At 46.6% G+C, this 26,266-nt stretch carries 22 protein-coding genes and 1 other annotated feature; of the genes, 8 read left to right on the top strand and 14 right to left on the bottom strand.

The features are described from left to right. Window positions 1-209: 209 nt before the first annotated feature. Complete coding sequence (gene satP, locus YWE_RS0102140; protein WP_029093024.1) at window positions 210-782, top strand: acetate uptake transporter; 573 nt, start codon at window positions 210-212, stop codon at window positions 780-782. A gap of 116 nt (window positions 783-898) precedes the next feature. Here the strand turns inward: satP and YWE_RS26385 are convergent, their stop codons facing one another. From YWE_RS26385 to tal, 3 genes are all read right to left on the bottom strand, one after another. Continuing rightward, window positions 899-2,233: an MFS transporter gene (locus YWE_RS26385; RefSeq protein ID WP_051323141.1), complete on the bottom strand. Its 1,335-nt coding sequence runs from the start codon at window positions 2,231-2,233 to the stop codon at window positions 899-901. A gap of 127 nt (window positions 2,234-2,360) precedes the next feature. Then, window positions 2,361-2,948 (bottom strand): molybdopterin adenylyltransferase, encoded by a 588-nt coding sequence (mog, locus tag YWE_RS0102130; protein ID WP_029093023.1) that lies wholly within the window; start codon window positions 2,946-2,948, stop codon window positions 2,361-2,363. A 168-nt stretch (window positions 2,949-3,116) separates the two neighbouring features. Next, window positions 3,117-4,070: a transaldolase gene (gene tal, locus YWE_RS0102120; protein WP_029093022.1), complete on the bottom strand. Its 954-nt coding sequence runs from the start codon at window positions 4,068-4,070 to the stop codon at window positions 3,117-3,119. A 268-nt stretch (window positions 4,071-4,338) separates the two neighbouring features. Between tal and yaaA the strand changes: the two genes are divergently transcribed. Continuing rightward, a complete protein-coding gene (yaaA, locus tag YWE_RS0102115) occupies window positions 4,339-5,115 on the top strand; it encodes a peroxide stress protein YaaA (RefSeq protein ID WP_029093021.1) in 777 nt (258 codons plus the stop codon). Between the two features lie 144 nt (window positions 5,116-5,259). On the opposite strand, the gene thrC is transcribed toward yaaA, so the two are convergent. From thrC to YWE_RS26380, 4 genes are all read right to left on the bottom strand, one after another. Then, the gene (gene thrC / locus YWE_RS0102110; protein WP_029093020.1) at window positions 5,260-6,549 is read right to left on the bottom strand and encodes a threonine synthase; all 1,290 of its coding nucleotides are present in this window, start codon (window positions 6,547-6,549) and stop codon (window positions 5,260-5,262) included. 7 nt (window positions 6,550-6,556) lie between these two features. After that, window positions 6,557-7,495 carry a homoserine kinase gene (thrB, locus tag YWE_RS0102105; RefSeq protein WP_029093019.1) on the bottom strand — a complete coding sequence of 313 codons (939 nt, stop codon included), beginning with the start codon at window positions 7,493-7,495 and terminating at the stop codon, window positions 6,557-6,559. Between the two features lies 1 nt (window position 7,496). Next, on the bottom strand, window positions 7,497-9,956 hold the full coding sequence (gene thrA / locus YWE_RS0102100; protein ID WP_029093018.1) for a bifunctional aspartate kinase/homoserine dehydrogenase I: 2,460 nt from the start codon (window positions 9,954-9,956) through the stop codon (window positions 7,497-7,499). 49 nt (window positions 9,957-10,005) lie between these two features. After that, window positions 10,006-10,119 (bottom strand) — a sequence feature (Thr leader region). Window positions 10,120-10,400: 281 nt separating this feature from the next. Continuing rightward, window positions 10,401-11,117, bottom strand: a complete 717-nt coding sequence (locus YWE_RS26380; protein WP_051323159.1) for a tRNA/rRNA methyltransferase — start codon at window positions 11,115-11,117, stop codon at window positions 10,401-10,403. A gap of 1,068 nt (window positions 11,118-12,185) precedes the next feature. Between YWE_RS26380 and arcA the strand changes: the two genes are divergently transcribed. Next, window positions 12,186-12,905 carry a two-component system response regulator ArcA gene (gene arcA / locus YWE_RS0102090; RefSeq protein ID WP_029093017.1) on the top strand — a complete coding sequence of 240 codons (720 nt, stop codon included), beginning with the start codon at window positions 12,186-12,188 and terminating at the stop codon, window positions 12,903-12,905. A gap of 153 nt (window positions 12,906-13,058) precedes the next feature. On the opposite strand, the gene creA is transcribed toward arcA, so the two are convergent. Next, on the bottom strand, window positions 13,059-13,529 hold the full coding sequence (creA, locus tag YWE_RS0102085; protein ID WP_099044121.1) for a protein CreA: 471 nt from the start codon (window positions 13,527-13,529) through the stop codon (window positions 13,059-13,061). Between the two features lie 338 nt (window positions 13,530-13,867). On the opposite strand from creA, the gene robA reads away from it, so the two are divergent. Next, window positions 13,868-14,740 carry an MDR efflux pump AcrAB transcriptional activator RobA gene (robA, locus tag YWE_RS0102080; protein WP_029093015.1) on the top strand — a complete coding sequence of 291 codons (873 nt, stop codon included), beginning with the start codon at window positions 13,868-13,870 and terminating at the stop codon, window positions 14,738-14,740. On the opposite strand, the gene gpmB is transcribed toward robA, so the two are convergent. After that, window positions 14,737-15,384, bottom strand: a complete 648-nt coding sequence (gene gpmB / locus YWE_RS0102075) for a 2,3-diphosphoglycerate-dependent phosphoglycerate mutase GpmB (RefSeq protein ID WP_029093014.1) — start codon at window positions 15,382-15,384, stop codon at window positions 14,737-14,739. The two genes, robA and gpmB, sit on opposite strands and share 4 nt — an antisense overlap. A gap of 53 nt (window positions 15,385-15,437) precedes the next feature. Here gpmB and yjjX point away from each other — a divergent pair, with 53 nt between their 5' ends. After that, on the top strand, window positions 15,438-15,965 hold the full coding sequence (gene yjjX, locus YWE_RS0102070; protein WP_029093013.1) for an inosine/xanthosine triphosphatase: 528 nt from the start codon (window positions 15,438-15,440) through the stop codon (window positions 15,963-15,965). 71 nt (window positions 15,966-16,036) lie between these two features. Here the strand turns inward: yjjX and trpR are convergent, their stop codons facing one another. Next, window positions 16,037-16,351, bottom strand: coding sequence for a trp operon repressor (trpR, locus tag YWE_RS0102065; RefSeq protein ID WP_036014773.1), 315 nt, complete (start codon window positions 16,349-16,351; stop codon window positions 16,037-16,039). 92 nt (window positions 16,352-16,443) lie between these two features. After that, complete coding sequence (sltY, locus tag YWE_RS0102060; protein ID WP_036014771.1) at window positions 16,444-18,390, bottom strand: murein transglycosylase; 1,947 nt, start codon at window positions 18,388-18,390, stop codon at window positions 16,444-16,446. Between the two features lie 679 nt (window positions 18,391-19,069). Between sltY and ettA the strand changes: the two genes are divergently transcribed. Together ettA and YWE_RS0102050 are read left to right on the top strand one after the other, a co-directional pair. Continuing rightward, window positions 19,070-20,737 carry an energy-dependent translational throttle protein EttA gene (ettA, locus tag YWE_RS0102055; RefSeq protein WP_029093010.1) on the top strand — a complete coding sequence of 556 codons (1,668 nt, stop codon included), beginning with the start codon at window positions 19,070-19,072 and terminating at the stop codon, window positions 20,735-20,737. Between the two features lie 270 nt (window positions 20,738-21,007). After that, entirely contained in the window at window positions 21,008-21,661 is a 654-nt protein-coding gene (locus YWE_RS0102050) for a Rossmann-fold NAD(P)-binding domain-containing protein (protein WP_036014768.1), read from the top strand. A 5-nt stretch (window positions 21,662-21,666) separates the two neighbouring features. Here the strand turns inward: YWE_RS0102050 and YWE_RS0102045 are convergent, their stop codons facing one another. Continuing rightward, window positions 21,667-22,569, bottom strand: coding sequence for a LysR family transcriptional regulator (locus YWE_RS0102045; protein ID WP_029093008.1), 903 nt, complete (start codon window positions 22,567-22,569; stop codon window positions 21,667-21,669). 105 nt (window positions 22,570-22,674) lie between these two features. Here YWE_RS0102045 and YWE_RS0102040 point away from each other — a divergent pair, with 105 nt between their 5' ends. Next, the gene (locus YWE_RS0102040) at window positions 22,675-23,676 is read left to right on the top strand and encodes a zinc-binding alcohol dehydrogenase family protein (protein ID WP_029093007.1); all 1,002 of its coding nucleotides are present in this window, start codon (window positions 22,675-22,677) and stop codon (window positions 23,674-23,676) included. 78 nt (window positions 23,677-23,754) lie between these two features. Here YWE_RS0102040 and radA read toward each other — a convergent pair whose 3' ends face one another. Together radA and serB are read right to left on the bottom strand one after the other, a co-directional pair. Further along, entirely contained in the window at window positions 23,755-25,134 is a 1,380-nt protein-coding gene (radA, locus tag YWE_RS0102035) for a DNA repair protein RadA (protein ID WP_029093006.1), read from the bottom strand. 45 nt (window positions 25,135-25,179) lie between these two features. Next, the gene (serB, locus tag YWE_RS0102030) at window positions 25,180-26,157 is read right to left on the bottom strand and encodes a phosphoserine phosphatase (RefSeq protein WP_029093005.1); all 978 of its coding nucleotides are present in this window, start codon (window positions 26,155-26,157) and stop codon (window positions 25,180-25,182) included. Window positions 26,158-26,266 lie beyond the last annotated feature (109 nt).

Here is a 26,266-nt window from a genome sequence, read left to right as displayed (position 1 = left end):
CATGAAACCCTTCATCAAGGGGGGAAATAAAAAAATTTCGCATTATTCCTGATCTAAACCATTGTGTCGGGGCTCAACGCTCATTATGATGCGGCGCTCACTTGTAATACTGGTGCGCCATTTACAAGGGGTTATTGGCAAGCAACATGCCCATTAACGGATAGACATTCTATTTTTTTAGTTAGTATTCAATAGAGTACAGAGGACATATGCACTCGAACAAATTAGCGAATCCAGGACCGCTCGGGTTAATGGGATTCGGCATGACCACTATTTTATTAAATGTACACAATGCCGGCTTTTTCCCAGTAACCACTGCGATTATTGCCATGGGCATTTTTTATGGTGGCATGGCTCAGGTTATCGCAGGTATTTTAGAATTTAAAAAAGGTAATACTTTTGGTCTGACTGCCTTTACCTCTTATGGTTTCTTCTGGATGACCCTGGTTGGTATTTTCTTAATTCCGCCAACCGGCCACGTTGAAGCAACTGACGGAACCTTCCTCGGCATCTATTTAGCCCTGTGGGGAATCTTCACCCTATTTATGTTCTTCGGTACGCTGCGCGGCAACCGTGTAATACAGTTTGTATTTGCCAGCCTGACCGTACTGTTCTTCTTATTGGCTTACGGCAATATTACCGGCAATAAAGCCGTGATTACCTTTGCTGGTTTTGAAGGCATTATCTGTGGTGCAAGTGCTATTTACTTAGCCATGGCTGAAGTACTGAATGAACAATTCGGTCGCACCGTGCTGCCCATCGGCGAGCCTAAAGCCGCTTAATAAGAAAATTGAGTAACTAAAAAGCCTGCATAACTGAAGTGTCCAACTTTATAGGGTCACTTCAAACTGCAGGCTTTTTTATTTGTCCCAATTCAGAATTCTGATTTGCGACCAACTTAGCTTATGGTGGCGGCCGTGTTATCTTTCAACTCTACCGGGCTTTGTTCTGTGGAAGACTCAGTTTCATTGATGTCATTACGCAGATAGATACCAATGGCTAGCCCTAAGAAGGAAAGCCCCAGTACATAGTAAGCCGGAGCCATTGGCGTAAACTTCATCATATAGGTTACACATAGCGGAGTGAGTCCGCCAAAAATGGCGTAAGAAACGTTATATGAGAAGGATATTCCGGAAAAACGGACTTCAGCCGGAAAGGCTCTGACCAGCACAAAAGGCACTGCGCCAACAACGCCGGCACAGAAACCAGCCAACGAATAGGTGATAAACAGCTGTTCAACGTTGGTCGCTGAGTGATAGAACATCCAGCTGGATATGCCTAGCATAATGCTACCAACGATAAAGGTTTTACTCGCGCCAAAGCGGTCTGCGGCCAGACCGGCCACCACGCAGCCAAAGCAGAGAGCAATAATCGCCATGCTGTTGGCCTGTAATGCAATCACCCGATCGATACCAAACTGAGTTTGCAGATAGTTTGGCGTCATCAAAATAACCACAACAACGCAGGCAGACAGTAACCAGGTCAATAACATTGCTACCGTAACACCGCGTAAGTGATTAACGACCACCGACTTCAGCGGAAGTTCTTCAGCCAGCGTTTTCCGCGCCTGCATTTCAATAAATACCGGCGTTTCTTTCAACCAGCGGCGTAAATACATAGCAACCAGACCAAAAATTCCGCCTAAAAAGAACGGAATGCGCCATCCGCCGTTAAAGATTGCTTCCTGGCTCATGGTGGTATTAATCAATGTCGCAACCAGTGAACCAAACAGAATACCAATGGTTAAACCCGCAGTCAGCACGCCGCAGGCAAGACCAATTCTTTTATGGGGAACGTGTTCTGCAACAAAAACCCATGCTCCCGGAACTTCACCGCCAATCGCCGCGCCCTGAAAAATGCGCATCAATAGCAATAATAGTGGTGCCGCAATGCCAATGGTTGCGTAAGTAGGCAGCATCCCCATCGCCAGAGTCGGCACGGCCATCATTAAAATGCTGAGTGAAAACATTCTTTTGCGACCAAACAGATCGCCAAAGTGGGCCATTATTATGCCGCCCAAAGGGCGTGCTAAATAACCGGCCGCAAAGATACCGTAAGCCTGCATGAGCATTAGCCATTGGGGCATATCCGGCGGGAAGAAAAGCTTACCGATAACGACGGCAAAGAATACAAATATAATGAAGTCATAAAACTCAAGAGCGCCGCCCAATGCCGCCAGCGTTAATGTTTTATAATCCTGCTTATTGAGTCGTCGATTTTGTTGCTGAACCATAAATTCCCATCTATTTCTACTGATTGGTGTAAAAAAATAATCATTACGTCGTAAACTATTTTTTACTATATCGTAATCGCGATGATACACCAGTAGATGGGAATCTTATTCCACAAAATTTTTGAATTTAATTTTTTATGTCGCGGATAGCGCTCTTCGGCCGAAAGGCTGCTACAACCTGCGAATTGGTCTCAATATAAGGGCCATCTAATAGTTGGATACAGTAAGGAACGCTGGCAAAAATACCTGCCACAACCGTTTTTCCATCCTGATCTTTCACGCCTTCAAGCGTCTCTTTAATCGATTTAGGCTGCCCGGGAAGGTTAATAATTAAAGCCTGTTTACGGATAACCCCCACCTGCCGGGATAAAATCGCCGTCGGCACATAATACAGACTGATTTGGCGCATTTGCTCACCAAAACCGGGCATAATGCGATCGGCAATTGCCAATGTAGCATCCGGTGTTACATCTCGTCTGGCAGGGCCCGTTCCACCGGTAGTTAATACCAGATGGCATCCCATTTCATCGACTAGCTCACACAGCGCCTGTTCGATTAACGTTTGTTCATCCGGGATCAGGCGAGTCTGGACGGTAAACTCGGTACTTAATGCACTTTTCAGCCATGATTCAAGCGCAGGAATACCCTGATCCTGATAAACGCCGTTAGATGCGCGATCGGAAATAGACACTAAGCCGATGCGTAATTTATTCATAGTCAAACCTCTGTCATTGGTTCTTATTGATGCTTATATGCCGCTATATTACCCTGTTTGGCCGCTTTTTCAGAATGCTTATCTGACATATAAAAATAATGCCGACCATACAATGGCCGGCATTCAACATGTTCTGACTTAGCAATCAGCATTAAAAAACAATCAAGATTAGAGTAAACCTTCAATCATTTTTTCTAGCTTTTCTTGGTCAATAGCAAACTTACGGATGCCATCAGCCAGTTTATCAACGGCCATTGGGTCCTGATTATGCTGCCAATAGAACTGAGGCTCAGTCAATGGCGTTGGGCGAGGCTTAACTTCACCGCTGTAAGAGAGCTTACGTTCCAACTCACCTTGGCTTTCTGACAGCTCTTTCAGTAATGGGGGAGCAATGGTCAGGCGGTCACAGCCAGCCAGCTCAATGATCTCACCAACGTTACGGAAGCTTGCGCCCATCACCACGGTTTTAAAACCGTGCTGTTTGTAATATTCGTAGATTCCCGTTACAGACACTACGCCCGGATCTTCCTGCGCAGTAAACTCTTTTTTATCTCCGTTAGCTTTGTACCAGTCAAGAATACGGCCAACAAATGGAGAAATCAGATAAACGCCAGCTTCTGCACAAGCGCGAGCCTGAGCAAAAGAGAACAGCAGAGTCAGGTTACAGTTGATGCCTTCTTTTTCCAGCTCAGCGGCAGCGCGAATCCCTTGCCAGGTTGATGCCAGCTTAATTAAGATGCGCTCATTGCTGATGCCGACATCGTTATATAATTTGATCAGACGCTTAGCTTTAACAATGCTGGCTTCAGTATCGTAAGAAAGGCGAGCATCGACTTCTGTTGAAATACGGCCAGGAATCAGTTTTAAAATCTCTAAACCAATATTCACTGCCAGCTTGTCAGAAGCATCAATAACCTGCTGCGCACGATCGGAACTTTGGCTCTTAGCCCATGCAATCGCATCATCGATGAGTTTACGGTATTCAGGAAGCTGAGCGGCATTCAGAATCAAAGAAGGGTTGGTGGTTGCATCTTGTGGTTTATACAGTTTCATGGCTGCGATATCGCCGGTGTCAGCCACAACGGTCGTAATTTTACGTAGGGAGGTAAGTTTATCTGTCATGATATATCTCATTGTTAAGCCAAGTAATGGTCATCGTTGTATTACTGTACTGCTTCGATAATAACATGACTGATTAAGGGTGCAACGACGTAACGATGCGATAGGATAATTTCCCCTATGATTTAAATGAATTATTTCCCCTACCTCCTGATTAATTTAGGAAAATTACGTTTATATTTGCTGTTTTATTTGTCCCTATTAAATCCATCGATTTTTCCACTTAAACTTTCTGCTAAAGTAGGCAAAATATTTATTTCAGGATCTGATTATGCTGATTATTATTTCTCCGGCTAAAACTCTCGATTACTCCAGCCCGTTAGTCACAGAACGCTACACCCAGCCCGAAATGCTGGATCAGTCTAAAGAATTAATTAAAGTGTGTCGCAAGTTAACTCCGGACCAGATTGCCAGCCTGATGAGTATCAGTGATAAATTGTCAGGCCTGAATGCCGCTCGCTTTGCCGAATGGCAGCCCGATTTTACGCCAGAAAATGCCCGTCAGGCGTTGTTAGCATTTAAAGGGGATGTGTATACCGGTTTGCACGTTGATGATTTTAACGATGATGATTTTGATTTTGCTCAACGCCATCTGCGTATGCTATCGGGCTTATATGGTTTGCTTCGCCCGTTAGATCTTATGCAGCCCTACCGCTTAGAAATGGGCACAAAGTTAGAGAATAAGCGCGGCAAAGATCTGTATGCATTCTGGGGAAAACGTATTACTGACAAACTTAATCAGGCGTTAAAAGATCAGGGAGATGACATCTTAATTAATCTCGCCTCTGACGAATACTTCAAGTCAATTCAGACCAAAGCCCTAGACGGTAATATTATCAAGCCCGTTTTCTTAGATGAGAAAAATGGTAAATATAAAATCATCAGCTTTTATGCCAAGAAAGCCCGCGGCCTGATGAGTCGGTTTATGATTAAAAATCAGCTAACCCGGGCAGATCAACTCGCCGATTTCGATCTCGATGGCTATCAGTTTGCGGAATCAGAATCAAAAGGCAATGAACTGGTATTTAAACGCCCGGAACAGCGTTAATCGCATATTGCTCTGCGGGATAACGACATAGTAAGCGGATATGTTATAAGTAAGCGGATAGGTTATAAAAATGCTTAACAGACAAGAATGGCGCCATAAGGCGCCATTCTTGTCTGCTTCTATCAATGACTCGCCCAACCAATATTAAGCCGGCAGCGCCATCAAGAAAGTTCGTAGCTGAGCAAAGTTATCCGGCAGGTAGTGGGATAACAGTGCCAGATTGGCACGGTCGGCCAGTTCTTTAGGCAGCGGTAATTCCGTCCCTAAAATCTCTTCAACACTCTCTTTAAACTTAGCCGGATGTGCGGTTCCAAGGAATAAGCCATACTCCCCTGCTTGTAACCCATCACGTAGCATACGGTAAGCTATCGCGCCGTGTGGCTCTGAGGTATAGCCTAGCTTAGCCAGTTCCTTCAGCGTTTCACGGGTGACATCATCGCTAACCGCACCGTAACACAACGCTTTCAATGGCCATTGTTTACGGCGGAAAAGCTCTTCAATACGCGGCCAGTTATTGGGTTGGCTAACATCCATAGCATTGGATAAAGTCGCCACCGTCGTCTTAGGTAACCATTTGCCCTCTGCCAGATAGCGAGGAACGGTGTCATTCGCATTGGTTGCCGCAATAAAACGTTTAACCGGTAAGCCCAACGATTTAGCCAGTAAGCCCGCCGTCAGGTCACCAAAATTGCCGCTAGGTACAGAAATAACCAATTGATTACGCTGTTCCTGAGTCAGTTGAGATACCGCCTCAAAGTAATAACAGATTTGGGCCAATAGTCTGCTGATATTAATTGAGTTAGCTGAATTCAGCCCTAACGCCACCTTCAGTTCTTCATCATCAAAGGCGTGTTTTACCAGCGCCTGACAGGCATCAAAATCACCGTCAATCGCTACCGTATGAATATTATCACCCAGAGTACAGAACAGTTTTTCCTGCAGCGGACTGATTTTTCCATTTGGATATAAAATCACGACTCGTACATTTTTCAGGCCGTAAAAAGCATGGGCAACGGCAGCACCGGTATCACCGGAGGTGGCCGTCAGGATAGTCACCGGGGTATCACCGGCAACTTCAGCCAGCATTTGAGCCATTAAACGACCGCCGAAGTCTTTAAATGCCAGCGTCGGGCCATGAAACAGTTCAAGGGTGCCAATATCGTCTTCTACCGCAACAACGGGCGCAGGAAACTGGAACGCAGCAGCCACACGCTTAGCTACCGCATCTGAAGATATTTCATCGCCAATATAGGCCGAAAGAATGCGGGCACTGCGGGTCACAAAATCTAAAGACAGCAGAGCATCTATCTCTGAGCTGTCAAAAGCCGGTAATTCTGACGGGAAAAATAGCCCTTGCTGTTTGCCCAATCCCTGACGTACGGCCTGAGCAAAACTAACCTGTTCATTATGATCTTTTAAGTTATACAGTTTCATCTTGTGGTTATTTTCCATTATTCAAATTACGGGCACCGGTTGTGTCCAGTCGGCAAACGTGAACAAACCCTTCATCATTCTGTACATAATTCTTAGTCAGCCAACTGGCCAAGCGCTGCGCGGTATCCAACTGGTCGCTGACGGCAAACAGCGTCGGACCAGAGCCGGAAATACCGCACGCCAATGCGCCAATATCCTGAGCCGCTTTTCGCGCTTCAGCAAAACCCGGCAGTAAACGGGTACGATAGGGTTCAGCAATAACGTCCTGCATTAGCTTAGCGGCCAGCGCAGGCTGTTGTGTATGGCATGCATGGATAAACCCGGACAGATAACGACCATGTCGAATGCAGTCCTGACGCAGGTATTGAGCCGGTAGAATTGCCCGAGCCTCTGCCGTTGAAACCTTAATCCCCGGATAAGCCATCACCCAATACCATTGATCAAACCCCGGAACGGCCTGGCTGATGATGCCGTTTTCTTCCAGCATCAACTGCATGCCGCCGAGATAGCAAGGTGCCACGTTATCATAATGAACGCTGCCGGAAATACGGCCTTCCAGCTCGCCCATCATGGTTAACAGCTCGGTCTCATTAAACGGACGGTCACAATACTCATTCAGGGCCATTAAACCGGCAACCACCGAACAAGCGCTTGAACCTAATCCAGAGCCAATCGGCATATTCTTTTCTAGCACCATCGCGACCGGAAGTTCACGTCCGAGCTTCTGACAGAAAAGCTCCCAGCACTGGTAGACGATGTTTTCTTTAGGGTCTGCCGGAAGTTTGCTTACAAAGCTCCCTTCGTTATGCAGGCTAAACTGTTCGGCACCTTGAATGCTAACGCAGTCGCCTAATAAGGTTCCGTCAATAGGTGATACCGCAGCGCCTAAAACATCGAAACCAACGCTAACGTTACCAATAGAGGCCGGCGCGTATATTTTAATCATTTCAAACTCCCAGTTTGCCTGACAAGGTACGCAGAATATCGGCAAACACACCGGCGGCTGTAACATCATTACCCGCACCATAGCCACGTAAAACCAGCGGCAGCGGTTGATAATAACGGGTATAAAATGCTAGCGCATTCTCACCATTTTTCACTTTAAATAATGGATCGTTTTCGTCAACAGCATCAATTTTGACATGGCATTGACCGTCTTCAATCATGCCGACATAGCGTAACACTTTACCTTGCTGAGCCGCTTGCGCAACGCGCTGTGAAAATTCAGCGTCTAGCTGAGGCAGGCGTTGCATAAAGCTGGCAACGTCACCGCTGGCGTCAAATGAATCCGGTAATACCGATTCAACGTTAATTTGATCTAATTCTAATATGTGTCCGGCTTCACGAGCCAAAATTAATAATTTTCTGGCAACGTCCATTCCGGATAGATCATCCCGCGGATCGGGTTCGGTATAGCCCTTCTCTTTGGCTAACGTAGTCGCCTCCGACAGGCTCATCCCTTCGTCTAACATACCAAAAATAAAGGACAGCGAGCCAGATAAAATTCCGGAGAAACGCATCAACTCATCGCCGGCATTCAGCAGATTCTGTAGGTTTTCAATGACCGGCAGCCCGGCACCCACGTTAGTGTCGTAAAGAAATTTACGATTACCTACGCTGGCAGCCTGACGCAGTTGGTGATAATAGTTCATTGAGCCGGTATTGGCCTTTTTGTTAGGCGTAATAACGTGGAACCCATCCGCTAAGAAGTCTGCGTACTGAGAAGCAACGTCCTGACTTGAGGTACAGTCAACAATCACCGGATTCAACAAATGGAACTCTTTAACCAAACGGATTAAACGTCCTAAATTAAACGGCTCCTGTGCACTGGCTAAAGCTTCACGCCAGTTACTCAACTCAACGCCTAGCGTATTAGTCACCATACCGCGAGAGTTGGCGATACCGCAGACCCGAAGTTCAATATTTTTACGCTTTAACCACGGCTGCTGGCGATGGATTTGGTCTAACAGCGCACCGCCAACACCACCAACGCCAATAAGGAAAAGATCGATCACTTGATGCGTATCGAACAGAACCTGATGGCTGGCTCTTACTGCGGTGGTCGCTGAATCATTATTCACTACCGCAGAAATAGAGCGCTCAGAAGAGCCCTGCGCAATGGCAACAATATTAATGTTTGCCCGGGCTAGCGCGGTAAAGAAACGAGCTGACATGCCGCGCTGAGTACGCATGTTGTCACCGATGACAGAGATAATAGCCAGCTTATCAATCACGTCTAACGGATCTAAAAGCCCGTCTTTAAGCTCTAAATAGAATTCGTCTTCCAGCGCTTTACGCGCCCGGGATAACTCGCTCTGAGGTACACAAAAGCTGATGCTGTATTCAGACGATGACTGAGTTATCAGCACCACGGATATTCCCGCACGAGACATCACAGAGAAAACCCGGGCCGCCATTCCGACCATTCCTTTCATACCGGGACCAGATACATTGATCATCGCCATGTTATTCAGGTTAGTAATTCCTTTAACCGGATAACGGTCATCACCACTCTCGCGGCTAATTAAAGTGCCGGGAGCTTGTGGATTAGAGGTGTTTTTAATCAGGCATGGAATCTGGAATTGAGCGATTGGAGCAATAGTGCGAGGGTGGAGAACTTTAGCGCCGAAGTAAGATAGTTCCATCGCCTCCTGATAGGACATCGACTTAAGCAGCTTGGCGCTGGGTACCGATCGTGGATCGCAAGTATAGACCCCATCAACATCAGTCCATATCTCACAGCTGTCGGCACGAAGACATGCAGCCAATACAGCGGCAGAATAATCTGAGCCATTACGCCCTAAAACGACTAATTCACCTTTATCGTTTCCGGCAGTAAAACCCGCCATTAAAATAACGTGATCTTTAGGGATATCCAATTCGATCAGGCGTCGGGTTGATTCAGCAATATCGACCGTCGACTCTAAATAATGGCCATGAGCCAGTAGCATAGCGACAGGATTGATCACGGTTACGCCATAGCCTCTGGCCTGAAATACTGACTCCATAATGGCTATAGAAAGCTTCTCGCCGCGGCTGATAATGGCAGCATTTACGCTGTCAGGGCACTGGCCTAGCAGAGATATTCCGTGTAGTACGTGCTTAAGATAGGCAAACTCTTGTTCAACAAAACTCTTCAACCGTGAGTAATCAAATCCCGGCTGATCGACAGATAATCCCTGAAGCAGATCGGCGAAAATTTGCTGAGCATCGAGCATATTGGTAATAACATCTTGACCCGCCACGGTTTTCTCAATCATGGCAACCAGATGATTTGTAATTTTTGCCGGAGCAGATAGTACGGTAGCGACCTGACCCTGACGTGCATTATTTTCAATGATATCCGCCACGCGCATAAAGCGTTCGGAATTTGCTACTGATGTACCGCCAAATTTCAGAACTCGCATTTCTTGGCCTCTCCTGCCGTTATTCCAACGATTATTTTTAAAATTATCCCAAAAAAAAACCCGCACTCGATTCTCGGTGCGGGCTTTTTTATTTTCTTTAAGCGTCAGCCCGCCCCGCTACCAATAGTACCGGTGGTGGTCATTGTAATAATCAGGCTGACGTTTTGCATATCTGTCTGTCTCTAAGGGTTCAAATTACTCTATATACGGTTAAAGCAAATAGAATAAGGTGTCAATTATTTTTTGAATTTCTCATCAATTTGGAAGGTATTACCCAAATTGGCTACCGGTTAAGGTAGAACAGCCTAATTTTAAAATCAATGGGATATATGAAAATAACCTAAAATTAATTTAATTTTCTTAAAAATCAGTCCTTAAATATTTACCATAATTCAAAAAAAACCGTTTTATCACACGCGAAATCCGGCACATGGCCTGACGATATTAGTCATCAGAATTAATCGAAGGCTCTGCGGGTAATAGCTTTTTTTCGATATCATTCAGTAACCGATGCATCATCACCATATCGCGTTGTTGACACAAACCTAAACGCTGCTGTATCCATTGCGAGAGCTTTTCATCATCAGAAACATTTAACTTCTCCAGTAGCTGATGCATGCGTAATCTGAGGGTTAGAAACTGTTTTTGGTCGGGCGTTTTATTATTTTTATTTTCTGATTCAATCAATAAATCGGCTAACTGATAGCAATAAACCATCACTGCTTGCCCGAGATTCAGCGATGGATAATCAGCTTTCATCGGAACACCGGTTAATAAATCGGCCAGCGCCAGCTCTTCGTTTGTCAGACCTGAATCCTCCCGGCCAAAAATAATCGCAATATCAGACAACCACTGTTTTTTTTCACTTAACTGCTCAAGCAGTTCAACGGGAGAACAATAATAGTGGTAGTGAGCACGACTTCTGGCGGTTGACGCCACGCTAAAGGAGACGTCGTGTAGCGCCTCTTCGAGAGTATTAAAACAAAGAGCATTATCTAGAATTTCGGTCGAACCATGAGCCACCCAGTGTGCCGCAGGTTGCAGATGAGCATCGCTATCGACAATTCTTAGCGAAGTAAAGCCCATAGTCTTCATTGCCCGGGCTGCCGCTCCCACATTTTCAGGGCGGGCAGGTGAAACCAAGATGATATGAAACTGCATAAACGTCCAATACTGAATAAATAAATCTGCCGCCACTTTACCCAGCCAGCAGGTAGATTTCTAGTTAATTAAGCCATTGTCAGTATCAACAGATAATCAGCCAAGCATAAAGGACAAAATGAAAAGGTATTTATATACCGGTATACGGATGTTGACTTAACCGATATTTAGCTCTTCAGTCAGTGTGATTTTAGATGTGAGGCAACTCCTGAGGATACCGATTAAAATGTAACGCCCTAAATAACCCCCTCCCCGTTATTCCCCAATGACCTCAGCAATAGATTGCTGGATTTAAGCTAATGGTCTAAAAATCCATAACAGATTGAAAGAATACAAGTATATATATTAACCCGTTCAACATAAGTTATATAAAACCGAAAATAAAAGTAAGCGAAATAAAGCCTTTAATAACCTAGCTAATTGTAATGGCATTGATCATTGCCTTTCTCCTTGGTAAAGATATACCCGCATCGGTTAAGCTAAAGCCACATACTAAATACACCATTAATAGACCGCCTTCGTGAATGAATCCCTTGCAATAATCAAGGTTATAAGAAACTATAGATAAAAGTTTGTTATAAATGACTAGATACAAAAAATTCAGCCGCTAAAAGAAAGCACTCGTCGCATTATGGCGTATATGACAAAGTAAAAAGTCAAAAAATTGGCTTTAAACAGAAGCATAAGCCATATCCAGATGTGAAGAAATGGTCAAGAAATGATACATAATTTTATTGTTTTTGTAGATTTTTCTCACAAATCCGCTAATGTGCTATAACTATTATTGATATATATCAACAAGCCACAATTTTGTTGATCGGCAAAAGCGAGACAGCTGCTATATTGCTGCTACAATAAAGTAATATAGCGATCGGTTTTAACAACTCACAGGGTATGTTAGTTACTGCCTTGGCCGAACCAGCGATTGTGTAGAAATTCGAAAAAAACATTGGGGATTAGTCCCTTATACTGCAGTGGTAAGTTTTAGCATTTGGCCTTTTATCGACGTGCTTGAACATAACTTCTGTAATATTAAATTTGATTTTGTTGGCAAATTAGGTAACAGACATGCAAACCCCGCATATCCTGATCGTTGAAGACGAACTAGTAACTCGTAACACATTAAAAAGCATTTTCGAGGCGGAAGGATACGTTGTCTTTGAAGCCAATGATGGTGCCGAAATGCATCGGATTTTGTCCGACCATAATATTAACTTGGTCATCATGGATATCAATCTTCCTGGTAAGAATGGTCTGCTACTGGCACGTGAATTACGTGAACAAGCAGCCGTTGCTCTTATGTTCTTAACCGGTAGGGATAACGAAGTAGACAAGATTCTCGGATTAGAAATTGGCGCTGATGATTACATCACAAAACCATTCAACCCTCGTGAACTGACTATCCGCGCCCGCAACCTCTTATCCCGTACCATGAACTTAGGTGCAGTAAGTGGTGAAGAACGTAAGCTAGTTGAAAACTACCGGTTCAACGGTTGGATTCTAGATATCAATAGCCGCTCTTTGGTCGATCCGAGTGGTGAAATGTTCAAGCTACCGCGCAGTGAATTCCGTGCGATGCTGCATTTCTGTGAAAATCCGGGGAAAATACAGTCCCGTGAAGAGTTATTGAAAAAAATGACCGGACGTGAACTTAAACCTCATGACCGGACCGTTGACGTAACCATTCGTCGTATCCGTAAGCACTTTGAATCAACGCCGGATACGCCAGAAATTATCGCCACTATTCACGGCGAAGGTTATCGTTTCTGCGGCGATCTGGAAGAGTAATACCCCCTCTCCAATTTTGTTAAATAAAAAACCAGCGCCTGACGCTGGTTTTTTTATGTTGGTCGTAAAGTAACTTAGTTTAATCTCACAGCGCCTTTCACTAGTGGCCGAAGAACGATGTCTCTAAGTCAAAAAATCATCCTACTTATCACCCTACTTTGCGGGTTCAGAGACCCATGGAATAATCGGTACGGTACTGATCGCATTCTTCGGCGAACCATCAACAATTTTGTCAGAATAAACCAGATAGATTAAAGCATTACGTTTGCTATCGTAAAACCGAACCACCTGCATTGTCTTAAATACCAAAGAGGTGCGTTTACGAAATACCATTTCGCCGTCAGCTTTACGATTCTTAATATTGTCACTTAAGGTAATCGGTCCAACCTGAATACAAGATAATGCGCCGTCAGCGGTATCTTCGGCTAATCCTAATCCACCTTTGATGCCCCCCGTCTTAGCGCGACTAAGATAGCAGGTCACATTTTGGATATCAGGATCGTCAAAAGCTTCAATCACAATTTTATGGTCCGGCCCCAGAAGCTTAAAGACGGTATCAACCGATCCTATCTGCTCAGCGCTCACTAATGCAGGGCTGAAAAGGCCTAAACAACACAACAGCATAATTGTCTTTCTCACTCGGCATCTCCAGTGAAGTATTTGTTGATAGCAAAATTACTCAAACTATTAAATCCCAATAATATTATTATCCCTGTTTATCAACTTCTGACAAATAGGCATAGAATCTAACGCTAAAAAGTTGCTATGATGCGGCAACCCGCAATCAGCGTATGCGTGACTACTTTTAATGTTGTTTATCATATGATAAAAGTAGGCTTAGCTTGCTAACAATACTTATTAAACCATGATTTAATCGTCGAAAGGATCGAATAAATTCAATAAATCAATATGGTTACATAGATTCTGTAGGTATTGCTCCCTATTTAATGAGGATGTTTTTTATGGATCAAGCCAGTATTATCCACGACCTTTTAGACTGGCTAGAAAGCCATTTAGATCAACCCCTATCGTTGGATAATGTCGCTGCTAAATCAGGATATTCTAAGTGGCACCTACAGAGAATGTTCAAAGAGATCACCGGTCAAGCCATTGGTTCTTATATCAGAGCCCGTCGCTTGTCTAAAGCCGCGGTCGCATTGAGATTAACGGCTCGCCCGATTCTTGACGTTGCTTTGCAATATCGCTTTGATTCACAGCAAACCTTTACGCGAGCATTCAAAAAGCAATTTGAACAGACTCCGGCCTTTTATCGCCGCTCTGATACGTGGAGTGCCATCGGCATCTGTCCGCCCATTAAGCTGTCCGGGAATAATTTGGTCCCCGTTGAGTATGTGATGCAGCAAGATAAGCAACTCGTCGGCGTGACGCAAAGCTATACCTGCACCCTTGAACAGTTATCTCAATCTAAAACAGCAATTCGCGCCCAGTTCTGGCATCAATATCTGGGCAACCAGCCTATTGATATCCCACCGGTGTTGTACGGACTAAACCACACTCGCCCGAGTCAGGAAAAAGATGACGAGCAAGAGGTGTTTTATACTACCGCCCTTGAGCCACAGCATGTCCCTCAAGGGGTTGAAGGCCACCCTATCACGCTGCAAGGCGGAGAGTACGCCCTGTTTCGTTACAACGGACCACCGGACGGGCTTCAACAGTTTGTACTGACCCTATACGGAACCTGTCTGCCATTGCTCAAGCTTACCCGCCGCAAAGGATATGATGTTGAAATATTTCATACCAAGAACGGCACTAAGCTTGGCGACGACATCCCGTCGGTGATTCGTGGCGAATATATGATACCAATCCAGCGCTAGCGCTGGATTTCATCAAGTGCTTCAGCGTTCAAATGTTGAGTATCACCGGCAAACTCAACAATCCACCCCGGAGCAAGCCACGGGCTATTTTGGCTCTCGACTAATGACAGAGAGCAATTCCTCAAGCGTAAACGACGTTCGGCATAAGGCGGTAAGCCTAAAACATTACTCAACAGGCTGCCTAATGCAATGCCGTGGCTCACCAACAGCGCCTTACTTCCTGCCGGCAAGTTCTTACATTCATCAAGTACAGCGCGCATGCGTGCAGATAATTCGGTAAGAGATTCACCCTCCGGGATGCGCCCGCCTGGCGTACCGTCTAAAATCAGCTGACGATGTTGCTCTTCTTCCGGTGTTAATGTGTCAATATGGCGCTGTTCCAAAATCCCCATATTCAGCTCTCGCAGGCGAGCATCATAGGTTGGCTCAATATGGCAATATTCTGCTAATAGCGCAGCAGTGCGGCGAGTACGCCCCAAGTCGCTGGCAATAATATGGGTAATGCCAAGGTGCTTTAACCGGTTCCCCGCCTGACGGGCCTGATTTTCACCAGATTCAGTTAAATTACTGTCCGTTTGCCCCTGAATTCTGCGAGCAACGTTCCATTCTGTTTCACCATGTCGAATTAAGTATACCTGTGTCATGCATGTTATCCGTTATACTGTGGGAATTGTTTTCTTACTATCCAGATTTAATTATGTATCACGTGATTGCCGCAACAACCAACCCTGCAAAAATTAATGCCATCAGACTGGCTTTTACTGAGCTATTTGGCCCTGACAGCTGCCGTATCGAAAGCGTAGAGGTCAATAGCGGTGTTCCAAATCAACCGATGGGTGATAAAGAAACCAGAACAGGTGCCCGACATCGCGTGATGTCGGCCCGTCAGGTCCGCCCTGAAGCTGACTTTTGGATCGGTATCGAAGCAGGTATTGATGACGAAATGACCTTTGCATGGATTGTTATTGAAAATAATCATTGCCGCGGCGAAGCTCGTTCAGCCAGTCTTATCCTTCCGCCGGTTATCTTAAAAAGCCTGTATGAAGGAAAAGAGCTTGGTGATGAAATGGCTAACCTAACCGGAATCTGCAATATCAAACAGCAAGGTGGAGCCATTGGCCTGTTTACCGAAGGTAAACTATCGCGCACCAGCGTTTATCAACAGGCGCTGCTTCTGGCTTTTGTGCCTTTCCACAATCAGATTTATCAGACCCCAATTAACTGATACTACCGAGTCATCATACTCGCAAAATAAAGCCAGATTAAACAATGCGTGTGATTTTAACTACGCCACGATTAATCTGGCTTATTTTCTTTATCATGTAACAGCGTTGCTTCAAGCCAGGATCTGAATTCCGGGCTGGCCATCTTCAAACTATTTGAGCCTCGGGTAATCGTGGCAATACCGGCACCCAGCTCACTTTTTAATTCACGCTGGCTCATTTTACCGCGCATCAGTTCCTCAATGATTCTGACCCGGGTCCCCAATGCTTCGCGCTCATCAGGCGTCAGCAAAAGCTGGAGTAAATCCCGTTGGTTTTCATCAATAAAAGCCTGCTGTAACAATGCAATAAAGCCCTGCCATTCAAGCTGACGATGTTGATCTGACATTATTTTCACTCCGGCTTATGAACTATCTTGCTAGTACGATAGCATAAGCCGGATAAAAACCGCAGAATTAAAACCTCAGTCCGGCGCTGAAATTAATAGCGGCGCTTCCACTCAACGTCAGTCATCACAATCGGTTCTTTATTCATAAAGCTACGATAGAACAAATCATAGGCCAAAACATTCTTCACATAACCGCGGGTTTCATTAAAAGGAATGCTTTCAATAAACGCCACGGCATCAAGCTGCCCTGCGCTATTATTTAACCACGACTTAACCCGGCTTGGGCCCGCGTTATAGGCCGCTGCGGCCAAAATACGGTTTTGGCCAAAGGTCTGATAAGTGTGTTCCAGATAGCTGGTACCCAACTGAATATTCGTTTCAGGATCGAACAGCTGGCTGGCATTGTTATAATGAGTTACATCATTTTGTTTTGCCGTCTGCTTGGCGGTTGCCGGCATGAGTTGCATCAAGCCACGGGCACCTACCGGAGACTGAGCCTGAGGGTTCCAGGCGCTTTCCTGACGGGCTATTGCCATGGCAAAAGAGATATTGATATCTTTATTATTGGTCGAGGATTTGAACAAATTCGGATACGCCAGCGGGAAACGCTCTTCAATATGATCCCACAGCTTAGCCACAATCGTTGCCTGCACGCTGAGATCGGCCCAGCCCTGCTCATAAGCATAGCGTGCCAAACCTTCCTGCTGAGGCTTATCAAGGCTCAAAATCAGGTTACGCCACTCGCTTCGAGCCAGATTATCCTGCCCCCAATACATCAGTTCCCGAACCCGATCGACTTCAGGACGTTGTATCAGATCTTGGGTTGGTTTAACGGCTTTATCCATCTGAACCGGGTAATGAATACCTAAACGCTGCGCCGCAACCATAGGATAAAACCCACGATTTTTAGTTAACTCCCGTAAAATTGCTTTGCCTTCACTGCGTTTGCCATTTTCCAGCAATCCGTCAGCATACCAATAGCGCCACTCTTCTTTAGCTGATGCATCCTGAGGTAACAGCGCGATCCATTTAGATACTCCCTGTTTATCCCCATTACCCAACGCTAAACGAATCCGGCGTTCAATAAGGTCGCTATCACCACCTTTCGCGATGGCAGAATCACGCCATGAAGCCTCTTCACTGGTTACACTATTACCGATCAATCGCCCGGCAATAATATTCTCCAGCGCCTGATGTTGATCTTTGCTCATTTTTTGCTGGCGAGAAATTTGCGGCAAAATAGCCCGCGCTTTTTCAATATCTTTACGGGCCAGTTTGGCAAATGCCAGACGGGTTTCTTCACGCGTAAAATCCGTGGGTGCAAAATCTCGGGCAAAGGCTTCAACGGTCGCAGGATTCTTCTGCAACTTGCTCAGTCCTTCACCAATAGTTTTATAGTTAGCCGGAAGCTGTGCAATGAGCGAACTCACCAATGGCATATTATCTGCCTGACTGGCTAAGCGAATTCGCTCAAGGGTAATCAGTGCCGTTTGGTGGCCGGCATTACGCCACTCGGTAAATAGCTTGTCGCACGCGCCCGGTAACGATTTAGAACTCAGCCAGATAGTTTTTGCTTCATCATAGGCGGCCTGCTTTTCACCGGTTGCCCATTTAGCATAAAAATAGTTACAGCGGGCAGCGACTGAATTAGGCGCCTGCGTTGAAAATTCGAGTATCCCGCGCCAGTCCTGGCGATTAGCCAGTTCATTAATAAAGTTATTTTGTAAATTGCGCGACAAAGGCAGCGTCGGATAACGGGTAACAAACTTACCGGCATCGGCCACGGTTAACGAACTTAAATCCTGCGTTAACTGGCGATATTCAAGGTAAGGATAAAGGGGATAAGCGCTCAGCGTCGGCATCAAACGGGATACTTCGTCCGTTTGCTTACTATCCCACGCCTGTTTGATTTGCTGATAGCGCTCACGCTGGGCGTTTAGCGAATCAGCCCATGCACTCTGGGCTGTTACCGCAATAACTAAACCCGCTACTAATGTGCTTTTCTTAATTAAATTACGCCAATTATCCGTCACGAGCATCCTCACTTATCCTGTCATTTAGCTACTTAAATATACTGCGGGCCTAATATAGATAGCCGGAAGCAGCCTGATGGTACTCACCTTTTGCATTTGAAATGCAATACCATGTCAATTGAGTATAAAGAGGTTTATCCCCAATGTCGGCCCGCCACCTGAAATTTATCGCTGCGTCATCATAAAGTATGAAACTTAATGTCTTAAGACAGCCAAAATTCAGTTTTGCTCAATCTAATACGCCGCATAATTCACAAGCGCAAAGTACGGTGATAAATCATCACTGGCCCGTGAAAGAAAGGGAGCTACTCCACATTTTATAACCACACCCAGAGCCAACCACTGGGATACAATGATGAAAAGCGCTAAACTATAGATGTAAAAATTCTGATAACTCAACATGATGATGTTTAAAGAATATTTCTGGCAGATTGTCGTTTATTATTCATCACCGATCATATTGAAGTGATTATGTAAGATTTAGGGCATAATGCCCCATCTATGCCCTATCTATATGCCCTAAATAATTCGAATTACATTACGGCGGCAAGGGAGCAAGCCCCGATGAGCTTACTCAGGTAAGTGACTCGGGTGAGCGAACGTAGCCAACAAAGATGCAACTTGAAGTATGACGGGTATATTATGGATAGTTAACAAAGTTAGTCATAACGAGGCTTGAAGAACAGTGGCACAATACGTCTATACTATGCATCGGGTCGGAAAGGTCGTTCCTCCGAAGCGACATATCCTAAAAAATATCTCTCTGAGCTTTTTCCCCGGAGCCAAAATTGGCGTACTGGGCTTAAATGGCTCAGGTAAATCAACGCTATTACGCATAATGGCCGGTATTGATACCGACATTGAAGGCGAAGCGCGCCCGCAGCCGGGTATCAAAATCGGTTACCTGCCGCAAGAACCGCAGCTTAATATGGCGCATACGGTTCGTGAATCAGTTGAAGAGTCGGTCAGCGAAGTAAAGAATGCGTTAACCCGTTTAGACGAGGTTTATGCCGCTTATGCTGAACCGGATGCTGACTTTGATAAGCTGGCTAAAGAGCAAGGCATTCTGGAAGCCATTATTCAGTCTCATGATGGCCACAATCTGGATCATCAGCTAGAACGTGCCGCCGATGCTCTGCGTTTACCGCCTTGGGATGCCCGCATTGAGCATCTGTCCGGTGGTGAACGTCGCCGCGTAGCAATTTGCCGTCTGCTGCTTGAAAAGCCAGATATGCTGCTGCTTGATGAACCCACGAACCACCTTGATGCTGAATCAGTCGCGTGGTTAGAACGCTTCCTGCATGACTATGAAGGAACCGTAGTGGCCATTACCCATGACCGCTACTTCCTTGATAACGTAGCCGGCTGGATCCTTGAACTTGACCGCGGTGAAGGTATTCCGTGGGAAGGCAACTACTCTTCATGGCTGGAACAAAAAGATCAGCGTCTGGCACAGGAAGCCTCTTCCGAAGCTGCACGCCGTAAGTCGATCGAGAAAGAGCTGGAGTGGGTTCGTCAGGGAGCCAAAGGCCGTCAGTCTAAAGGCAAAGCGCGTCTGGCCCGTTTTGAAGAGCTTAATAGCGTCGAATATCAAAAACGTAATGAAACCAGTGAACTGTTTATTCCACCGGGCCAACGCCTTGGTGATAAGGTACTGGAAGTCAATAACCTGACTAAATCTTACGGCGACCGCCTGCTGATCGAAGACCTGACGTTCGCTATTCCGAAAGGCGCAATTGTCGGTATTATCGGGCCAAACGGCGCGGGTAAATCAACCCTGTTCCGTATGCTTTCGGGTCAAGAACAGCCAGACTCAGGTAACATCAGCTTAGGCGAAACCGTTCAGTTAGCTTCTGTAGACCAGTTCCGCGACAGCATGAACAACAGTAAAACCGTATGGGAAGAAGTCTCAGGCGGTCAGGACATCATGCGTATCGGAAACTTTGAAATGCCAAGCCGTGCCTACGTTGGCCGCTTTAACTTCAAAGGTGTCGATCAGGGTAAACGGGTTGGTGAATTATCCGGCGGTGAGCGCGGTCGTCTGCATTTAGCTAAGCTGCTGCAGGTTGGCGGCAATATGTTACTGCTCGATGAACCGACCAACGACCTGGATATTGAAACCCTGCGCGCGCTAGAGAATGCGCTGTTAGAGTTCCCGGGCTGCGCCATGGTTATTTCCCATGACCGTTGGTTCCTTGACCGTATCGCTACCCATATTCTGGACTACGGCGATGAAGGTAAAGTTGAATTCTTCGAAGGTAACTTTACCGAATATGAAGAGTGGAAAAAACGGACTCTGGGAGCTGAAGCCCTTGAGCCACACCGTATTAAGTATAAAAAGATGATCAAGTAATTTCTGATCTATGCTTAAAGTAGTCCCCCTATAACGCCCCGTCAGGGGCGTTATAGATTGATAACAAACCTTATATGCCAACGTTTTAGTTTTAAAAATTCAAACTGAGGGAGAGGTCGCCGTTTGGATCTTAGTGACGTAAGCCACACATCGAAAAACACCGCCCCTCGGTCGCTCGTAAAATGGATATTCCATTACTGATTATGCGGACGAAATTTGCACTGAAATCAAATTAAACCACTTTATCAGCAATTGAACCGGAGAGAGTCAATGACAACAAAAGTTTTATTGCTTGGCGCGACAGGACTAGTCGGCAGCCAGCTGTTAGCCATGCTCGAATCAGATCCACGCATTACCCATATCTATGCACCGACCCGTAAACCGCTATTATCTGCCAGCGATAAAGTCATCAACCCCGTCGGTAGCGACGTTCAGATCCTGCTGGATACGCTGACCGAACCTGTCGACGCCGCCTTCTGCTGCCTGGGAACCACTCAAAAAGAAGCCGGTAGCCGTGAAGCTTTTCGCTTTGCCGACGTGGTGCTGCCGGTTCATGGCGGGAAAACGGCCCTGCGTTTAGGTGCGACACGCTATTTGGTGGTCAGCGCTATCGCCGCTAATGCACAGTCTTGGGTTTTCTATAATAAGACCAAAGGCACCATGGAACAGTCCCTGATTGCTCAAAACTGGCCATACTTAGCTCTGCTGCGGCCTTCAATGTTAGTTGGCCATCGCAAAAAACCGCGCCAGCTGGAGCTGGTAAGTGCTCCCTTTTTCCGCCTTCTGCCCGGGAAATGGAAAGGAATTAACTCAAGAGACGTCGCCTACGTTCTGTGGAAGTTGGCATTTGAACCGATAGCTGAAGCAGTGACTATTCTTGAGTCTGACCAGATTAGGCATAAAGCCGCCGGCAACGATAGCTAGCCCGTTCAATTTAACGCTGCCGAATGCCCCGCAACCAGAGGATGGTTCATCATCGTATCAATAAAGCGATCCAGCGCAGGCATATTGAGCTTACGGTCGGAATAGACCAAATAGAGCTCATTGCCTTCTGCCTGCCAGTCCGTCAGCACCGGCTGTAACTGCCCGCTGGAAATAACCTCAGTGGTCAAAAATGCCGGCAAAAATGTAATTCCCCCGCCGCCAATGGCACACTGCCGGGCGTATAACAAATTATCAGTAACGTGGTCGGCTGGCTGAAGCCAATGATAAACCTCAGCTCCTTTACGTAAAATACACTCTGACCATGCCCGGTGAGTAATACAGCGGTGCCCTTCCAACTGGCTGGGATGAGTAATAGTTTGCCAGCGGGCCAGATAGGCCGGTGACGCCAACAGATAACGAGGGTAATGACCCAGAAAGCGCCCGATTAGGGTTGAATCTTGTGGTTTGCCGGTACGAATACCAATATCAAATCCAGAAGCGACCAGATCTGCCATGGTATCTGATACATAAACCTCAACCGACACTTCCGGATACAGTTGCTGAAAATCAGTCACTACCGGAGCCAACAGCGTAATTGCCAGCCCCGCCGGAGCGGTAATTCTTATCCTGCCGCTGGGAGAATCCTTGAGCATTTGTAAAGACTGATGGGCCCGCTCTGACGCCTGAATCATCTCCTGACAGTGCACCAGATAGCGCTCTCCGGCAAATGTCAGGCTCAATTGACGGGTAGTTCTGGCCAGCAGGCGTAAACCCAACTGTTGCTCAAGGTGGCTAATTCTTTGACTAACGCTCGATTTGGGCAGCCCGGCACGCTTGGCCGCGGCAGTGAAACTCCCCAGCTCGACCACCAGCGTAAATAGCGCCATATCCTGTAATTGTTTAAACATTATTGTTCATTTTATATAAACAGTTTGTTTTGATTAACCTATCTTATCAGTTTTTACGCCAACCGCTAGACTGACTGCAATCACCCTCCAGTAAGGAATATATTTATGTCTGATTATGCTATTGCCGTTGACCCTAAAGACCCTCAACAATTTATTAAGATTGATCTGTCGCAGCAAACCCCCGGCGACTTCGATTTGCTGGTCGAAATAAAAGCGATTGCCATGAATCCGGTAGATACCAAAGTTCATGCAGGGCTAAAACAAAATGGCCTACAAGAACCGCGTATTCTGGGTTGGGATGCCAGCGGAGTGGTTATTGCCACCGGTGCTAAAGTAGAAGGATTCTCAGCAGGAGACGAAGTGTGGTATGCGGGTGATATCACCCGGGCCGGAAGTAATGCAACTCGTCAATTAATTGATTCCCGAATCGTTTCCCATAAGCCAAAGTCACTCGACTGGGCGGCTTCAGCCGCTATCCCACTGACCGCGCTTACCGCATGGGAAGGCCTGTTTGAGCATTTAAAAATTCAGGATGCCGGCAATGATAAGACCCTGTTGATTATTGGTGGTGCAGGCGGAGTGGGCTCACTGGCAATTCCACTGGCCGCGCTGCGCAGTAAAGTGCGAATTATTGCCACCGCATCTCGCCCTGAATCCGCTAAATGGTGCCTAGACCGTGGTGCAGATCTGACCGTGGATTACCGGGATCTCAAACAAAATCTGCTTAAGCACAATATTAAACAGGTCGATTATATCTTCTGTCTGAACGATACCGATGGCCACTGGCCTGCAATAAGTGAAGTGATTGCGCCGTTTGGCCATATCTGTTCTATCGTAGAAAACAAACAGCCGCTGGCTCAGCCGTTGGTCAGATCTAAAGGTGTCGCATTCCACTGGGAGTTGATGTTCACTCGCAGTATGTATCAGACTCCGGATATGGCAGAACAAGGCCAAATTTTGCAGCGAGTTGCCAAAATGCTGGATGAAGGTCAACTCAAAGGCACGCTGAGTAAAACCCTGCACGGACTTAGTGTTGAAAGCATCACCGAAGCACACAAATTACAGCTTGAAGGTCATATGACCGGTAAAATCGCCATTGTTCTCTAATCTATAAAGATAAACTGGCCCGATACTGAAGAATTTTCCAGTATCGGGCCAGTTTATCGCCACACACCCGACATTCGATCAAAGATCTTCCAGTACCGCCAATGCATCAGACAGCTTCTTCACGCCGAACACTTCCATTCCCGGCGTCTTCTTTTTAGGTACGTTAGCAAAAGGCACTATTGCACGTTTAAAGCCGTGCTTTGAGGCTTCAGAAATTCGTTCCTGACCGCTGGGTACCGGCCGAATCTCACCGGCTAAGCCAACTTCACCAAACACCACTAAGTCTTCCGGCAGCGGGCGATCTCGCAGGCTGGATACCAGCGAGAGCAATAAGGCTAAATCGGCGCTGGTTTCAGTGACTTTAACTCCGCCAACAACGTTAACAAAAACGTCCTGATCGGCCATCTGCAAGCCGCCGTGCCGATGCAATACCGCCAACAATATAGCTAACCGATTCTGTTCCAGACCGACCGCAACCCGACGCGGATTAGATAACATGGAGTGATCGACCAGCGCCTGAATCTCAACCAGCAGCGGGCGGGAGCCTTCCCACACCACCATGACGGAACTGCCGGAAGTGATTTCCTCACCCCGGCTGAGAAAAATGGCCGACGGATTACTGATCTCTCTTAATCCCTGTTCGGTCATGGCAAAAACGCCTAATTCATTCACGGCACCAAAACGGTTTTTATGGCTGCGCAAGGTTCTGAAACGCGAGTCCGCATCGCCATCCAGCATCACAGAACAGTCGATACAGTGTTCCAAGACTTTAGGCCCAGCCAGAGAACCATCTTTGGTAACATGGCCGACCATAATAATGGCGACCCCTTTGGTTTTGGCAAAGCGGGTAAGATAAGCCGCCGTTTCCCGCACCTGCGCAACGCTGCCGGGTGAAGACTGGATATCGGCCATATGCATCACCTGAATGGAGTCGATCACCATCAGGCGTGGCTGCTCTTGTTCTGCTATCAGGCAAATCTGTTCAATGCTGGTTTCTGACAGCATCTGCACGTTTTCAGTTGGCAAGCCAAGTCGGTGAGCGCGCATCGCAACCTGTTGCAGCGACTCTTCACCGGTGACATACAGCGTCTTCATATGTCCGGCCAGCTTGCATATCGTTTGCAGTAACAGAGTACTTTTACCCGCCCCGGGACTTCCCCCGATAAGAATTGCACTTCCCGGTACCACACCGCCGCCCAACACCCGGTCAAACTCGGTAAAACCGGTCGAAAACCGAGGTAGCTCTTCCAGACTGATATCAGATAGCTTCTGAACTTTACTGATCCCGCCGTCACCGGCATAGCCGGTAAAGCGGTCGGTCCGTGGCGATGAAGCAGCAGCAAGGCGAATCTCAGTAATACTATTCCAGGCATTACAGGCACTACATTGCCCCTGCCAGCGTGGATAATCAGCGCCACACTCATTACATACAAACGCTCGCTTCGCGGGCTTAGCCATGGATAACCTCGGTATTTAATATAAGTTTCTTAGGTCTGTTTAAATCTAGCGCCCTTCGTGATTCAAACTCGCCGAAAGAATACACAGTACGCCCAGCAAGTCGGCATGACGAATGCCCACTTTGGCTTTTGAATAAACTTTTGGCTTGGCATGATAGGCAATGCCTAACCCGGCCACTTTAATCATTTTTAAGTCATTGGCACCATCGCCGATAGCCACCGTTTGTGTCACAGGAATTTCCAGCGACTCCGCCAGTTCCTGTAAGTTATTGGCTTTAAACTTTGCATCAACAATCGGGCCAACCACTTTACCGGTCAGTTTCCCCTGCTTAATGCCCAACTGATTAGCCGAAACCGAGAACAGATTCAGCTTATCGCGCAGATAGTCGGCGTAGTAAGTAAATCCGCCGGAAGCAATAGCAACATGCCAGCCAAGCTCATGCAGCCGGGCAACCAGCTCAGTTAACCCCGGCATTAGCGGTAAGCCGTCTCTGACCTGCTCTAAAATTGACGCATCGGCACCTTTTAGCGTTGCCACTCTTTGACGCAGGCTGGCTGCAAAATCGAGCTCACCGCGCATGGCCCGCTCAGTGACTTCAGCCACCTGCTCACCAACGCCGGCCAGCTTAGCGATTTCATCGATACACTCGATTTGGATGGCCGTCGAGTCCATGTCCATGACCAATAATCCCGGGGTACGCAATGAGGGCAATGCGCCCATCTGTGCAACATCTAACTGATATTCATCCGCAATTTTTTTTGCCTTCGTCGACAGTACGCCGGCAAGGCGAATCACTTGATAATCATCAACACTCCATGCAGAAACAACCACCAGAGCATCACCTAAGCGACGCTGGAACCCGGCTAATCTCTGCTTGTCTAACCCTCTGCCATACAGTAGCCAACCGGTATGTCCGGCCCAATAATCGAGCGGCATGACTTCATCACCGCTTAACGATAGCGGTAGTCCGGGCCAACAATCGATTTCGGCGGGCAAATCGCTATAAGTCAGGCTAATAGGCATTACTACGACTCCTTAAAAACGGTGCAAATCCGACAATAAATTGATTCAACGACAAAACAGCGTCCCAAGCTATCCTAACGGATAGAGTTCTGGCAACATAAAACATCTC

The organism is Budvicia aquatica DSM 5075 = ATCC 35567 (assembly GCF_000427805.1).
GTDB lineage: Bacteria > Pseudomonadota > Gammaproteobacteria > Enterobacterales > Enterobacteriaceae > Budvicia > Budvicia aquatica.
Note: the sequence above shows the minus strand (reverse complement) of the source record. Positions and strands in the feature narration are given on the sequence as shown.

What these genes read in the sequence shown, in the direction of transcription:
- satP (WP_029093024.1), top strand. Translation starts at nt 210, where the DNA reads ATGCACTCGAACAAATTAGCGAATCCAGGACCGCTCGGGTTAATGGGA.
- YWE_RS26385 (WP_051323141.1), bottom strand. Translation starts at nt 2,233, where the DNA reads ATGGTTCAGCAACAAAATCGACGACTCAATAAGCAGGATTATAAAACA.
- mog (WP_029093023.1), bottom strand. Translation starts at nt 2,948, where the DNA reads ATGAATAAATTACGCATCGGCTTAGTGTCTATTTCCGATCGCGCATCT.
- tal (WP_029093022.1), bottom strand. Translation starts at nt 4,070, where the DNA reads ATGACAGATAAACTTACCTCCCTACGTAAAATTACGACCGTTGTGGCT.
- yaaA (WP_029093021.1), top strand. Translation starts at nt 4,339, where the DNA reads ATGCTGATTATTATTTCTCCGGCTAAAACTCTCGATTACTCCAGCCCG.
- thrC (WP_029093020.1), bottom strand. Translation starts at nt 6,549, where the DNA reads ATGAAACTGTATAACTTAAAAGATCATAATGAACAGGTTAGTTTTGCT.
- thrB (WP_029093019.1), bottom strand. Translation starts at nt 7,495, where the DNA reads ATGATTAAAATATACGCGCCGGCCTCTATTGGTAACGTTAGCGTTGGT.
- thrA (WP_029093018.1), bottom strand. Translation starts at nt 9,956, where the DNA reads ATGCGAGTTCTGAAATTTGGCGGTACATCAGTAGCAAATTCCGAACGC.
- YWE_RS26380 (WP_051323159.1), bottom strand. Translation starts at nt 11,117, where the DNA reads ATGCAGTTTCATATCATCTTGGTTTCACCTGCCCGCCCTGAAAATGTG.
- arcA (WP_029093017.1), top strand. Translation starts at nt 12,186, where the DNA reads ATGCAAACCCCGCATATCCTGATCGTTGAAGACGAACTAGTAACTCGT.
- creA (WP_099044121.1), bottom strand. Translation starts at nt 13,529, where the DNA reads ATGCTGTTGTGTTGTTTAGGCCTTTTCAGCCCTGCATTAGTGAGCGCT.
- robA (WP_029093015.1), top strand. Translation starts at nt 13,868, where the DNA reads ATGGATCAAGCCAGTATTATCCACGACCTTTTAGACTGGCTAGAAAGC.
- gpmB (WP_029093014.1), bottom strand. Translation starts at nt 15,384, where the DNA reads ATGACACAGGTATACTTAATTCGACATGGTGAAACAGAATGGAACGTT.
- yjjX (WP_029093013.1), top strand. Translation starts at nt 15,438, where the DNA reads ATGTATCACGTGATTGCCGCAACAACCAACCCTGCAAAAATTAATGCC.
- trpR (WP_036014773.1), bottom strand. Translation starts at nt 16,351, where the DNA reads ATGTCAGATCAACATCGTCAGCTTGAATGGCAGGGCTTTATTGCATTG.
- sltY (WP_036014771.1), bottom strand. Translation starts at nt 18,390, where the DNA reads ATGCTCGTGACGGATAATTGGCGTAATTTAATTAAGAAAAGCACATTA.
- YWE_RS0102050 (WP_036014768.1), top strand. Translation starts at nt 21,008, where the DNA reads ATGACAACAAAAGTTTTATTGCTTGGCGCGACAGGACTAGTCGGCAGC.
- YWE_RS0102045 (WP_029093008.1), bottom strand. Translation starts at nt 22,569, where the DNA reads ATGTTTAAACAATTACAGGATATGGCGCTATTTACGCTGGTGGTCGAG.
- YWE_RS0102040 (WP_029093007.1), top strand. Translation starts at nt 22,675, where the DNA reads ATGTCTGATTATGCTATTGCCGTTGACCCTAAAGACCCTCAACAATTT.
- radA (WP_029093006.1), bottom strand. Translation starts at nt 25,134, where the DNA reads ATGGCTAAGCCCGCGAAGCGAGCGTTTGTATGTAATGAGTGTGGCGCT.
- serB (WP_029093005.1), bottom strand. Translation starts at nt 26,157, where the DNA reads ATGCCTATTAGCCTGACTTATAGCGATTTGCCCGCCGAAATCGATTGT.